Here is a 12,974-nt window from a genome sequence, read left to right on the forward strand (position 1 = left end):
CTTGCCGTAAAAACTTCGCGCGGGTGGTTGTCTGCAGTCGGCCTCCCGTGCGCTTTTTTGGTATCCGACCGTCGCACATCGTGGAGATCGTGCCATTACCGCGAAGAGGCTTTGAAGAACGCAATAGAGGCGCTCACACAATGGTCTCAAGAGAAGGTCGCAACGAGCGTCGTGCTCGCCGCGATCGCGAAGCCCGAAGTGATGAGGCCACCACCAAGGCGGCGTCCGAAACAGAAGCTCACTCCATGATCCTAGTTAGTTGAAGGGATCTTCCGTCATACTCCTCTTACCGCTCGTCGTACTGCGGTCCCCCGGTTGAGCCGTCAAGCCCGGCAAACGCATCGTACTAATCACGAGAACATCAATCGGTCCAAATGGCGTACGACAAGCAGGGCGCAGTCCGCGGAGGAGAAGCCATGCGCGAGATCCCGCCTAATCCCCAGTCGCCGACACGGCACCGGCGGATGATCCGCTCACGCCGTATGACCACGACACGAACATGCGATCACGTATTTGCGCATGCTGGACACGGACGCCGAAGGCTCTGACTCGCGCGAAGTGGCCGATATCGTGCTGCGCATCGAGCCGGGGCGCGACCTTGATCGCGCCAGGAAAGTGTACGAGACGCACCTTTCAAGGGCGAAATGGCTGAGCAATCACGGATATGAACCGCTGCTGAAGTACGGCTGGCCCGCGTCAAACTGAGCAACACAGTCGATATCCCATGTGGGCCGGCTGAAGAGATTTGGTGAACGGAAACTCGGGACGAAGCTTCTTGAGCTTCTTGAGCTGGTCCTTCACCTCGCCGGAGGTCGCAGCTCGCGCCGTGTCGCCGGCCAGGCGGCGCTTGCCGGCCTCGAGGAACTCCTTGGATCGGTCGTAATGCATCGAGGCGACAATGCCTTCTCGGCAGTAGAGCTCGGAGATGTTCTCCTCGCCGCGCAATCCTTCCAGCAGCGTACGGATCTTCTCTTCCGCTGAATAATGCCGGCGGGCCTGTCGCCTGACGTCTCTTAGACCTTGTTCTGCCGGTGCTTTGCCCGGCCCGGATTCTGTTTCATCTTTGCTCCTGGTGGCTACGACGAACCAGAAATCCTCCTTCCGCAAATCCCCCACTGTTTGTCTCACAGGCCCTGACGGCGAACACGCCAACATCAGACCGGGAATCTACTGTCTAAAATGGCAAGGGACCTCGCAAGACAGCGTACAGCGCGACCGGCACGCTAACCAGATTCAAAAGCCAGATCAGGTAGGTTCGTTCCTGGATGCCGCGGGTTAGAGTTGCTTCTTGCGTTTGTAGGTTCAAACGGAGGACAGTGTGAGTGAAGGACTATCCCGATCCCGCCATGGCAAAGAACTACGTAGAATTGCTCGCGCTGTTGAAGGAACAGCAGAAGATTGCCGAGCGTGGCATTCGCCAATCACCTGATGATTTCTGGAAGTGGGGCCGAAAGGGCAGTCACTCACTGCGCGCGAGCGATCGTTCCTTCTGGAGCCCCATTACTACCCGCCGGTCCGCAGGATCCGGACATCCCGCATGCAAATCAATTAGATCGCCTGATCAAGATTCTTGTCTACCGACAGGGCCTCAAAACGACAAACGGATTCAACGGCTGAGAGTCGTCAGCATAACGTCGCAAGCTGAGCCGGGACACCAAGTTGGCCAATGCGCGATAAGGCTCAAACCAGACGTGAAAACTCCCCGCTCGCGTGCCGACTATGGGTGTCCGAAGGTATTTCCATTTCCAACGACAACCGGATGGGTTCTTCCAAGCGCTTCTTTTCGTCCAAGGACAAGTTTCAAGTTCAGCAATTTGGATCGAGAATGATCAGGGAATTTGGCCTCCTGAGTATGCTTTCGGGATCCGCCCTAGCCTTGTACGCACGTCGGCATCAATCAAAGATCATGGAGGCATGCGCTGGCGCGCTGCTGATTCTTGGCCTCGCCTGCTTTGGCGCGTCACTGCCGAAGTAAGCACCAATCAAGGCGTCTGCTCGCGCGGCGAGCAAAACGCTTCCTACGTCGCATACAACTCGCGGCCGTGGCCGCAGTAACCCTTGTCGACATAAGGCCGCTCGATCGCACAGCCGGTCAGTGTCTCGGTGCGGTCAATAACGTCCCGCAAGGTGTGACCGTCGTACGGATTGTCGGGCAACGACCTGGCGTACAGCACGAACAGACCGTAAGGCCGTATGTCCGCCTCTTCCAGTGAGGTGGCTCGCCCCACACTGCGCGTCCGAGGGTTACTCGGGCGTACCGAGCCGACCTTCATCACGGCAGGACGAGCCGTGGCAGATTATGGGGAAGCATTTGTCGGAATCGACGTCGCGAAGCTGAAAAACGCCCATCGCGATCGCGGAAACAGGCCGGGAAGGAGAGGTTCGCTTCATCGGTGAGGTCGACGCGTCGGCGACGGCCATGCGCCGGGTCGTTGAACGGATCGCCAGCCGGTTTGGTGGTGTGCATTTCTGTTACGAGGCCGGTCCGACTGGCTATGGCCTTTATCGCCTGATCCGGTCGCTCGGCCATGAATGCACCGTGGTTGCGCCGTCGCTGATCCCGAGGAAGCCAGGTGATCGCGTGAAGACGAACCGCCGGGACGCTGTTTCTCTTGCCCGGCTGCTGCACGCCGGCGAGCTGACGGCGGTGTGGGTTCCCGATGAAAGCCACGAAGCGATGCGCAATCTCGTCCGCGCCCGGGCGGCGGCGGTTGAGGCGCTGCGGGTCCACCGCCAACAGGTGAGCGCCTTCATGCTCAAGCACGGCCGCACCTATCCCCGCAAGAAGGGATGGACGATGCGCTATCTGCGTTGGCTTCAGGAACAGCAGTTCGATCATCCCGCGCATCAGATCGCGCTCCAAGAAATGGTCGAAGCGGTTTGCCTCGCCAGGGAGCGGGTCGAACGTCTGGAGCGCACGATCGAAGAGTTCGTCTCTGCCTGGTCCTTGGAGCCGCTCGTGCGGGCGCTTCAAACACTGCGAGGTATCGATCTAATCGTCGCGGTGACATTTGCCACTGAGGTTGGTGACGTGAGCCGTTTTGAGACCTCACGTCAGCTCATGGGCTATCTCGGCCTGGTGTCGGGCGAGCGATCGACCGGGGAGACGGTCAGGCGTGGCGGCATCACCAAGGCCGGCAATGGCCGCGTTCGCCACATGTTGGTCGAGAGCGCCTGGACGTATCGGCACCCGCCGAAGATCGGAAAAACAAAGCTATACCGGCTCGAGCAGCCATCGCCAGCGGTGCGAGAGATCGCATGGAAAGCGCAGACCCGCCTGACCGCTCGGGACATCTGCCGCCGAAGATCGTCGAGCCGCACGCGATCGCCGCGCGCGTTGACGACATGAAGGATCGCATCGCCCTCATGGACCACGCTGAGTTGCGTCGAGCCCTGCGGCGGCTTCGCGCTCACGGGGCCGTGGATCGGCGAGCGCAAGGTCACGATCCTGGCATTGACCACGGCCTCGACGCCCGAGGTCTGCAGCACGGCCTTCAGCGGCAACCATCCGAAGACGGCCACGATCGCAAAGGCCAATGCCGACCTTGAGCAGGCGGCGAACCCACCGGCCCTAGCCTGCAGGTGCTTCGGGATGGGGAGCGCTATCGCTGACGGGCGCGCTCACCGGCTCGTCGTGCGCCGGCTGCAACCGGTCTTGCAGATCGCGCTGCAATCCGCGTGCACCCGATTCCTCGTCCTTGCTGACGGACGTATGATCTTCGGGAACGGGCTTCCGCTGTTTCTGATTCCAGATCACCGGCCCCTGAACTGTCAGTGCGCGCGGGGTGCAGAAACCGTAACCCTTCGGCGAGCGTCGAACCGCAGGAGACCATCGACAGCTGTTTCTCGAACCAAGGCTTTCCGCAAGGGTATCGATGGTCTTGTTGCGCTTGTGCGCGATGCCGGTTCGGATCCGTTCTTGTGTGTCGGACGAGATTATGTGGCAGAGGCGCCCTAACACCAGCCAGGGCCGGCCACCCAGAGATTCTCCGCCACATAGTAATCAGATGCTGGCCGGCAGCTGCAGGATGGTGTCGTTCGGCGGAAGCGCGCGCTGCGGTCGCCTGAGACGCCCGCCTTCTCGAGTCCCCAGCCCATCATCGAGCACGCCGTGACGAACCGCGCGGCTGTCGTAGCGCGTCAACGCCCAGGCAAGGCAGGTCGTAGAATCATGGCCTCCAGAGAAACGCACGAGTGCAGATCTTGTCATCCCCAGTGTCCCAAAATGACTCCGAGCCTCACGGTTCGTCTCCATCATATTCGGCCCAGCATTCGGCGGTCTCGAAGACCTTGACCGCGGAGAGTTGCTGCAATCGGGGTCTTATCTTGTCCCAGATCCAGATCGCGATGTTCTCCGCGGTCGGATTCTCGAGCCCGCGGATATCGTTGAGGCAATGGTGATCGAGTTGTCGCAACAAAGGCCCTAAAACCTCCTCGAGCTCGAAGAAATCTATCACGAAGCCCGTCCGCGGATCGACCCGACCGCTCAAGACGAGTTCGATCCGGTAGGAGTGACCGTGCATCCTGTGGCAGCGATGCGTCTCGGGCACGTTCGGCAGCCGGTGCGCGGCTTCAAACTTGAATGCTTGAGATATTCTCATTTGATTCCGAGGTGTTTGTGAGTTTGGACGCTGAGACGCCATTTGGGATGAGGCCGACAATATTCGATGGCATCGCGTGTACTGGCGACGACGTCGGGACCATCCATCGGCTGGAGCAGGAAGTTCGCGAAGTCAAGGTCTTCGAGACGCTCGGGTAGCGCCTCGGGCCCGTTCGGAAACCTGCTCACCTCGTTTAAGCCGTATCAGCAGGTCCTTCCGCCGTTCTTTTGCAACCTTCTGCCCGAAGGCCCCTGCATGTCGAACCTCTCTGTTGGCAATGGCCTTGAAGAGCGCAATCGCGATCCGACCGCGTTCCGTGATTTCGAAGCGAAGGGGCTTGCGGCCGCACTACGCCACGGAGCCGGCGATCAGGGCACCGAATCAGTGACGAGCCGAGCTCGGCCCATGTCCGCGAATTGCCGTTGGGGTAAAGGCCGGAGTCGCGGCCGATCTCGAGCGCCGTCACCTCGCGGTCGGCGGCCAGGACCGCGGCCTGCCGCGGCTTCAGCGTCTGTCTCGGCCGCCTCACAGCCCCAACTCCTCCGGCGACCGGCCGACCCCCGGACCCGGACCCAGTCCCGGCGCTCCGCCGCGACCGGCTGGACGAACGGGTGGCTGGCGCGCGCCTCAAGCGGAGGCGATCCTCGCCGAGCGAGAACGCATCAAGCGCGACACCATCGCAAACGGCCGCTTGCAGCATCAACTGCAGCCTGCTTAAACTCTAACCCTGATGAGCCAGAGCCTCCCTTCTCGAAAAGCCTGATCAGTCTCAAATCATCTGACGACGGACAAGCCGGTCACGAGCAATCCGGAAGGCTCAGAAGATTGTCGGGAAGAAAATGATCATTCTCGGTCTTTAGGTACTCGCGACCATCGTGTTTTTTGACGATCACCTTGACTGTCTTACCCTGCTCAGTGACATCATAAGCGCTTTTGTCGCGTTTGACGTTTGCAATGGCTGTTTCTTCCGAATCTCGCCATGCTGAACCACCGACTGCTTGAATACGCCGATGGCGGTCTTGATGGTTAGGCAGCTTGGTAATGCAGGTGATACGGCGAGTCATGGCTCACTCCTTATTTCGTGGAGCCAAGGCTTTGACCGTTAGCAGAACGGACTCATTATCCGATTGCTTGGAAACCTTCAGAGCCCCGCCTCACGGGTTGAAAATTTGAATAACGTGGTCAGTACGGGCGGGTTGCATTCACCCGGGTTTCCTCTGCTCGCTGTCTGTATCTGCATCGTTGGTTATGCCAGCGCGGATACACCAACTGGCCAGCCTTACCGCACGACGTGCGTCATTATTATCCAGACCAGCAGGACGGCGCTTAAGACCGCAATGCCAATACCGATGCGAGCCGCGGTTGAATAAGAACGGAAGCGTGGTTGTTTGAACATGCGACTTCTTCTCTTGTCCCTTGACGCGAGCGCGTACCGCTGATGTGCCCTAACTCCGTGGCGCGAGTTCTTTCTTTAGGCATGCGAGCTTGGCGAACCGGTTCCACCGCGCTTTGGCTTTCTCGCGATTTCTCTCGCAGCTCGCCGGCTTCCCGCAGTTCGGCGCGGCGCTTTGCCTGCAAGCTCGCGAACTCTTACGCGACAAGGTCTCGTCTGAGAATGCTGACCCGTTTGTTCAGCGCTCGGCGCAACGCATTGCCCTCACACGTCGTCATCCTGCCAGCAGACCGCTCGGCCACACAATCCATCATGACCCGTTGAATCTGGACTAGTGTCATACTTTCGATCTGGGCAATGCGTTTCTTAACTTTGGCGCGCAAGTTGGCAGTCTTTTTAGACATCGTCAGATCCTGATGCTCCACCGAGTCCAGCCCGAAAGGCTAACGACGTTTGACGGTACAGCATCAACATTGGATCGGCTCCTACCTACTCTGGGGGGCGGCCGGATCAAGTCAACGGGACAGGCAAGGGCTCTATCGCGCCGAGCAGGACGACGCGACGGCTCACGCCATTCAAGGCTGCCGACCTCCAAGAGATGAATCGGCGCATCAGGTAACGGTGCCGGCAGTAGCGGATCATCTTCCGATCCGCGGTCACGATCGAACAGGCTCGCCGCAAGGATTTCGAGGAAGCATTGAAGATCCTCGAAGGCGGCTTTGTGTCAATTAGCAGTGGGCGCGTAAGCTTCATTAATCCGTCGATCCGCGACTATCTGACAAACTATCTCGATGATACGGCTCTGCGAGCCTTGTTCGCGGAAGCTGCCCAGAAGGCCGACTGGGCAAAGGCGGTCTGGAATCAGGACAACGGATCGCAGCGAAATCAATCGAGCAGAAGAAGACTTTAGGAATCGCATTTTGGCCGATCGCGCAGCGATTCCTGCAACTTCCCGTCATGAAGCGCGATCCGACTGAACCCAATCGCTCCCGGTTCTACGATTCTTCCTTGTCCAATCGGCTTTCGCTCCTAATGGAATGGTATGTCGTGACCGACGATGCCGCATTTTCCGATGCTGCGGTATTGCTGGTGGAGCGACGGCGCGAACCTAGTGAGGTTGGTTCGGGACTTGCCCCCCTGCGGGAAGGTTAACAGGCATTCGCACCGATCAAGGTACTGCACAGCGACGATGGCTGGCTGTATGGATACAACATCTACTTTGATGAAGGGCCTGATCTCGAAATCCTTAAACGGATCGATGGACTGATAGATGGCCGCTGGATTCGGATTGGCGCCTAACGGCTCCGAAACTGAAGCGCCGCCAAATTCGAGATTGGCGCGCTGTCATCCGACTCAAGAGAGTCAAGCGAACTGAATACTCATAGCGGCATCGTCAACTTAATCGACCACCGAGCCGAAGGAGGCGATTCCCAAAGGTCGAGAGTCGGCGGTAGCGCTTGTCATGGAGGTCTCGCGACAAGTCGCAAAGGCTCGCTCACGCGAGGCACGACGGAAGTCGGCGGCGAGGCTCCGGGATAGGGGATGTGGAGAAGGTTCGCAACCTGATCATGAACTGACAGAAACCGTTCAGCCTGATGGGACGATTTGAAACGCGTCATGATCCGCTCGCGCCGCCTCGTCGGCTGATGAAAATGTTGAGAGCTTTGTACTGGCGATGTTCAACGCCCATCTTCGCCCTCGCAGCACCGTACGAACGGCATTTGTCCGTGATCATCACGCGCGGCGGCATGCCGGCGGATTTCAAGAGCTTCTTCATGAACCGCTGTGCAGTGCGCGAATCTCTTCGGCGCTGGATCAAGACGTCGAGAACGAAGCCATTCTGGTCGACAGCGCGCCAGAGCCAATGTTATTCGCCCGCGATCGAGATAACGACTTCGTCCAGATACCATTGTCACCGCGAGCGGGAGCGCGCTGGCCGATCCGATCGGAGAACGGCTTGCCGAATTCCGTCCCCACTGGCGCACGGCTTCATAAGGTCACGCCAACGCCGTGCGCCGCCAGCATTTCCTCGACCATGCGCAAGCTTAAGGGAAACAGGAAATACTACCAAACGGCATAGCTGATCACTTCCGACGGGAAGCGATGGCGGTGATAAGGAGGATCCTTGGCAGTCCGCACGTCGCTCGTATACCCCCTGCGCCGCTCCAATTCGTTGAACTTGACGGCACCCTCGGCCCCTACCAGGACGAGGAGGCGACAGCATGCTTTGCGTGTAGCACAAATTCTTGCAATCTGCGAGCTGCCACAGCACAGGGAGCAAATAATGGCACTGAAAGATGTTATTGGCGAATACGCTTTTGTATCCAAAGTAGATGTATCAGACTTGGATGCCAGCGTGGCGTTCTATGGAAAGAAGCTCGGCTTAATTCCAGACGAAAAGTACCACACGTCGACATGGCGGCAATTCCGTGTGCTTCCACGTGTTGCCATCGGACTGAATGTGCACCCTACCGGAGTCGGAACAGGCGGTGCCGTGGCAACGCTTGTCGTCGATGACATCGAGCAGGCAAGTAACCGATTGCAGAAGCAGGGCGTGGAGGTCAGTAAAATAGATGATGTGGGAGACGGCGTTCGGCTTGCCTTCTTCAAGGATCCCGACGGCAACTCCCTCGGTCTTCGTCAAAACTCTCCGCAGCATCCCAAGGCAGCTGCCGTAGGCGGCGCGTAGTCCACCAGCCACCGGCTTGCGCCTCATGCGAGCCGGTGGCTGCTGACCCGCTGGCGGGTTGCCCCTTCGGAAAGTTGGGTGAACCCGGCCCGCCGCCGGCTCACTTACCCTTGCGCGTCGGCACTTCACAGAGGGCCGCCGAGTTAACTTGCTGCTGAATGGTTGCGCTGCCAGCCACTGCCGGCACGACACAGTGTCCGCCTCCACAAGCGACGAATGTGACTCCACCATTCGGCGGGAGACGCACGTCGCCCGGCAAAGTGATCGCCAATACCTACCCAGACCTCCAAAGGGATCGCCAGTCTCTACAGACAAATTGGCATCCGTCTGATTCGCCACGGCATGCGGTTCTTCGACTAGTGGGCTTACCGCTACACCGCTAGCCGGTGCCTTCTTCTAAGATTTGGTAGGTTGCACTTAGTTGGACAGCGGCCTCTAATGATCGATGATCAAGCGACCTGCAAGCCGAAAGGCGAGCCGAAGTTTGCCGGAAATGGCGCGGAATTTCGGCGCACGCCTCTTCTTGCAATTTTGACGATGGAAGCGGTAGGCCACACGATGCTCCGGACTCTCTTTATAATTGCCTTGACGTTTGTCGTCACGACAAGATCAAGTGCTCAAGGGACCGACGCCAATCCCATATATGTTGACCAAGGTATGGATTGGACCGCGGCAGCAAGAGCGGACTTCTACTCGCGCGATCAGGGCTCGCGTTTGATTGCGTTGTCTTGGATGCAGGCCCTGAAGCAAAAGAATGGACAGCCATTCCTCGCGGATGGTTTGTCACGGTACGGTTATCTACCGAATCCTGCAAACACGGCCAACCTTCCCGTCGGTTTTCACGCTTCTGGCCCTCAAGACTTCCAGGTCGTTGGAATGACCTGCTCGGCATGTCACACGCGCCAGATCGAAGTTGACGGCAAGGTGTATCGGGTGGATGGCGGTCCGGGGCTTGTAGACTTCTACGCACTGCTTGGCGATCTGGACAAGGCAGTCGGCGATGTGATTGCCAGCGACAGCTCGTTCGCTCCCTTTGCTGCAGCTGTCCTGCGGTCCACAACGCCGGATGCGGCCGATGTTGCGGACCTTCGTCGACAGGTAGATGGGTGGTACTTGCGGTTTCACACGCTCATGGTACGCGCGCTGCCCAAGAGCGGCTGGGGAGTTGGCCGTCTCGATGCTGTAGGAATGATCTTCAACCGCATATCCGGCCTGGACATCGGTCCGCCACCCGACTTCATGATCCCGGAAAATATGAAAAACGCGGACGCTCCCGTGAGATACCCATTCCTTTGGAATTCGCCGCGGCAAGACAAGACGCAATGGCCTGGATTCGCAAAAAATGGAAATGACATCTTGGGGCTGGCTCGGAACGTTGGCGAGGTTCTGGGGGTATTCGCTACGTTCGAGCCGAAGCGTCAGGGCGCGATTATCAATTTCCTCGACAATAATTCAACCAATTTCGACGGCTTGAGCGAGCTTGAAAACTTGGTGAAGCGGATCGGCCCTCCGAAATGGCCCTGGAAGATTGACGCTGCTTTGGCCACCCGGGGCAAAGTAATTTTCGAAAGGGATTCCGCTGAAGGGGGATGTAGCGGGTGTCACGGGATTGAAGACGGAGAGCAACGCGTTCCATTCATCAAAACGTGGAGAACTCCGGTCCAGAACGTTGGTACCGATACACGAGAATACGATGTCCTCACCTGGAAGGCGAAAACGGGCGTGCTGAAAGGAGCGTTCATTCCGTTCGCGACCGCCCCGCTCAAGGAGAACGATGAGATTTTTAACATTCTTGCGACCTCGGTCATCGGTTCGATAGCGGAACACCTGTTGGCCGGCGGCGCCCCTTCAACCAATGCCCGGGTGGCAGCGGCGCCAGAGCCGGGATCGTCGGACACACCGGAGTCTCTGGGTCTGGTGCGACTACCACCAACGCTGCAGGATTTGCTAACGGCTTTTGATACTGCCAGCACCTCGGAAGCAATTAAAACTAAGCGGCAGGGAGCAGAACGAGCGTTTCGCAGCCGGCTCCCTCCATGGGGCTCCTACGAGGCTCGAGTTCTGCAGGGCATTTGGGCCGCCGCACCATATCTTCATAACGGCTCGGTTCCTACGCTGGCGGAATTGCTCAAGCCATCAGGGCAGCGCTTATCGCAATTTAGCGTTGGACGGAAATACGACATTGAAAACGTTGGTCTTGCTGCCACCCAGGAGCCCCTGAGCGAAACTCTATCCCTCACGGATTGCAGTAATATCAACTCCGGGAATAGCCGATGCGGCCACGAGTATGGGACCAGTTTAAGCGACCCAGAAAAAAGGGCGTTGCTTGAATACCTCAAGACACTGTGACCCGCTCCGGCGCTCCCTCTTTGAGCGGCTTCCTACATGCTGTCGGTCACAGCATGCTTGTTTGAGCAAACGGCATCGGTTTACCGAGCTCTCGCACAGACATCTGATCCAGCACAACCGCTCCAGGAAGCACAAGTGACGGCTTACAAATTCTCGCCCATCTTACGTATGCGTCGCTTCTGCATAAGAATAGAGATTACGCATGCTCCCAATTTCGATGCGACATCGCATAGAATGCGTTCGCTGTGGTTCTGGATTAGTCACCCTCGAGTGGCATGAACGCGTGAATGCGAATGAAGTTCAGAATCATTGGCATTGCTGGAACTGCAAACACCAGTTTGTCTCCATCATCACTTCTGACGAGAGGGTGCCTTTAGTCGATGAGATCACAAAACCATTCTTTACGAGCCTGCTCGTCTGATCAATGACGCCCGAGCAGGTCGACCTTATAAGGACATCATTTGACGCGATGTGGCCGATTCGTCGCGACCTCGCTGACCTGTGCTACAACAGGTTCGTCGAACTAGCTCCTGATGCAAGGAGCTTGTTCGGCGGCGATGCTGAGAAGCAGCGAATGAAGATGCTGGATATGATCACCGCTCTGGTCGCTTCGCTCGACGAAAGACCGATGTTCCAATCGCTGATCACGCTTTCCGGTCACAAGCACGCCAGACTTGGCGTTCAGCCATCGCACTTTGTCGCAATGGGCGAGGCGCTGATGTGGAGCTTTGAGCGCAAATTCGGCGCTTTTTTCACCCCCGAGTTGAGGGATTCCTGGCGAACACTTTACGCCACCGCCCAGAACGAGATGCTGCGCGCGGCTGGCCGACCGAGTTCATTCTGACAGCGGCGGACAGGGGCCAGTTTGTGAAAGATTACGTCGGACACAAATAAGACGTGCGCGACGGTACCATACTCAACGCCACATTTAGTCTTACTGCGTCACAAGGGTGGTCTGTGGATTGGACGAACTCAACAGCGTTCGGGCGAGCCGCCGTCGCATCGTCGCGATCGACTTTGGAATGTGACGTTGGATCCAGTGGCAAATCCGCGGGGTCTGCAATCTGTGGGAACGCGAGTGAACGGAATCGGCCGGGCGCGCCGAGGGAGTGCGACGCGGCTGACCGACCCCGACTTCATCGCCCGGATTGGTCACTACGACACTACGACGGACTACCCGAGGCGGTGATCAATGACCCGGAGATGATGAGCGCGTTGATCAAGCCGATGCGGGCGGACGTCGAGATCTTGGAGACCTATCGTCCCGAAGCTCCCGTGCGCCTTGCCTGCCCGACGACGCTGCTGGGCGGCGAGGACGATCCCGTCGTGCGCCCGGACCTTCTCGAGCGATGGGCAAGCCACGTGCACGCATTCGTGCCCGTGCTGCTTCCCGGCGGCCACTTCTACTTTCGCAAGTCTTTGCCGGTGTTAATCGACCTCGTGGTGTCGATACTCAGGCCGGTGCTGCGCGCGATGCCTCGCTAACGATAGCACGCGATGTGGCCCACCGCCCGACCTGCCGATGTCGCGCCTGCGCTCGGGCGCGGCGACGTGCACCTGTGGCTGGTCGAGCTGGATGGTGCCTGCGACACCGGCCGGCTGCCGGTGCTTTCCCGATGCGGAGCGCATGGTCGCGGCCGGCCACCGGGCGGATGAACGCCGCCGGCGCTACATCGTCGCGCATGCCGCCTTGCGGCAGGTGCTGCAGGCCTACGTCCACATCAGCGCCGCCGATCTGGTCTTCGCCACCAGCCGCTTCGGCAAGCCGCGCGCCGTCCTACCGCGCTTGCCGCCGATCCACTTCAGCCTGTCGCATGGCAGACGCCGATGCCTGATAGGCATCGCGCGCGGTGGGGACGTAGGAGTCGACATCGAGCCGATCGATCGCCGAGGCGACATCAGTTCCATGGCGATCGCGGTGCTCAGTGAATCGGAACACGCG

10 protein-coding genes and 6 pseudogenes are annotated in these 12,974 nt (G+C 58.7%); 9 read left to right on the plus strand and 7 right to left on the minus strand.

Annotated features, from left to right (window positions below; all coding sequences use genetic code 11):
* Positions 1-519: 519 nt before the first annotated feature.
* On the plus strand, positions 520-705 hold the full coding sequence (locus QJT82_RS31650; RefSeq protein WP_028342883.1) for a hypothetical protein: 186 nt from the start codon (positions 520-522) through the stop codon (positions 703-705).
* A gap of 87 nt (positions 706-792) precedes the next feature.
* Here the strand turns inward: QJT82_RS31650 and QJT82_RS31655 are convergent.
* Positions 793-1,107, minus strand: a pseudogene (locus QJT82_RS31655) (hypothetical protein); the annotation flags it as partial.
* 935 nt (positions 1,108-2,042) lie between these two features.
* Positions 2,043-2,189, minus strand: a pseudogene (locus QJT82_RS31660) (IS5/IS1182 family transposase); the annotation flags it as partial.
* A gap of 4 nt (positions 2,190-2,193) precedes the next feature.
* Here QJT82_RS31660 and QJT82_RS31665 point away from each other — a divergent pair.
* Positions 2,194-3,289: pseudogene (locus QJT82_RS31665) on the plus strand (IS110 family transposase); the annotation flags it as partial.
* A 714-nt stretch (positions 3,290-4,003) separates the two neighbouring features.
* Here the strand turns inward: QJT82_RS31665 and QJT82_RS31670 are convergent.
* From QJT82_RS31670 to QJT82_RS31685, 4 genes and pseudogenes are all read right to left on the minus strand, one after another.
* Positions 4,004-4,210, minus strand: coding sequence for a 7-cyano-7-deazaguanine synthase (locus tag QJT82_RS31670; RefSeq protein ID WP_244980951.1), 207 nt, complete (start codon positions 4,208-4,210; stop codon positions 4,004-4,006).
* 28 nt (positions 4,211-4,238) lie between these two features.
* Complete coding sequence (queD, locus tag QJT82_RS31675) at positions 4,239-4,601, minus strand: 6-carboxytetrahydropterin synthase QueD (RefSeq protein ID WP_028342886.1); 363 nt, start codon at positions 4,599-4,601, stop codon at positions 4,239-4,241.
* A pseudogene (locus QJT82_RS31680) lies at positions 4,598-4,768 on the minus strand (7-carboxy-7-deazaguanine synthase); the annotation flags it as partial. The gene queD and the pseudogene QJT82_RS31680, both read right to left, overlap by 4 nt.
* A 630-nt stretch (positions 4,769-5,398) precedes the next feature.
* Positions 5,399-5,665 carry a DUF3892 domain-containing protein gene (locus QJT82_RS31685; RefSeq protein WP_075969178.1) on the minus strand — a complete coding sequence of 89 codons (267 nt, stop codon included), beginning with the start codon at positions 5,663-5,665 and terminating at the stop codon, positions 5,399-5,401.
* A 421-nt stretch (positions 5,666-6,086) separates the two neighbouring features.
* Here QJT82_RS31685 and QJT82_RS31690 point away from each other — a divergent pair, with 421 nt between their 5' ends.
* Both QJT82_RS31690 and QJT82_RS31695 read left to right on the plus strand, forming a co-directional pair.
* Positions 6,087-6,329, plus strand: a complete 243-nt coding sequence (locus tag QJT82_RS31690; RefSeq protein ID WP_129964748.1) for a hypothetical protein — start codon at positions 6,087-6,089, stop codon at positions 6,327-6,329.
* Between the two features lie 362 nt (positions 6,330-6,691).
* The gene (locus QJT82_RS31695; protein ID WP_129964749.1) at positions 6,692-6,904 is read left to right on the plus strand and encodes a hypothetical protein; all 213 of its coding nucleotides are present in this window, start codon (positions 6,692-6,694) and stop codon (positions 6,902-6,904) included.
* 488 nt (positions 6,905-7,392) lie between these two features.
* On the opposite strand, the pseudogene QJT82_RS31700 reads toward QJT82_RS31695, so the two are convergent.
* Positions 7,393-8,031, minus strand: a pseudogene (locus QJT82_RS31700) (IS6 family transposase).
* A 247-nt stretch (positions 8,032-8,278) separates the two neighbouring features.
* Here QJT82_RS31700 and QJT82_RS31705 point away from each other — a divergent pair.
* From QJT82_RS31705 to QJT82_RS31725, 5 genes and pseudogenes are all read left to right on the plus strand, one after another.
* Positions 8,279-8,683 (plus strand): VOC family protein, encoded by a 405-nt coding sequence (locus QJT82_RS31705; RefSeq protein ID WP_075969173.1) that lies wholly within the window; start codon positions 8,279-8,281, stop codon positions 8,681-8,683.
* Between the two features lie 438 nt (positions 8,684-9,121).
* Positions 9,122-11,032, plus strand: a complete 1,911-nt coding sequence (locus tag QJT82_RS31710; protein WP_244980950.1) for a di-heme-cytochrome C peroxidase — start codon at positions 9,122-9,124, stop codon at positions 11,030-11,032.
* Positions 11,033-11,456: 424 nt separating this feature from the next.
* Positions 11,457-11,876, plus strand: a complete 420-nt coding sequence (locus QJT82_RS31715) for a globin domain-containing protein (protein ID WP_028342888.1) — start codon at positions 11,457-11,459, stop codon at positions 11,874-11,876.
* 113 nt (positions 11,877-11,989) lie between these two features.
* Positions 11,990-12,517, plus strand: coding sequence for a thioesterase domain-containing protein (locus QJT82_RS31720; RefSeq protein WP_259245187.1), 528 nt, complete (start codon positions 11,990-11,992; stop codon positions 12,515-12,517).
* 37 nt (positions 12,518-12,554) lie between these two features.
* Positions 12,555-12,974: pseudogene (locus tag QJT82_RS31725) on the plus strand (hypothetical protein); the annotation flags it as partial.

Origin of the sequence: Bradyrhizobium sp. Mp19 (assembly GCF_029952935.1) — a bacterium.
Classification (GTDB): domain Bacteria; phylum Pseudomonadota; class Alphaproteobacteria; order Rhizobiales; family Xanthobacteraceae; genus Bradyrhizobium; species Bradyrhizobium elkanii.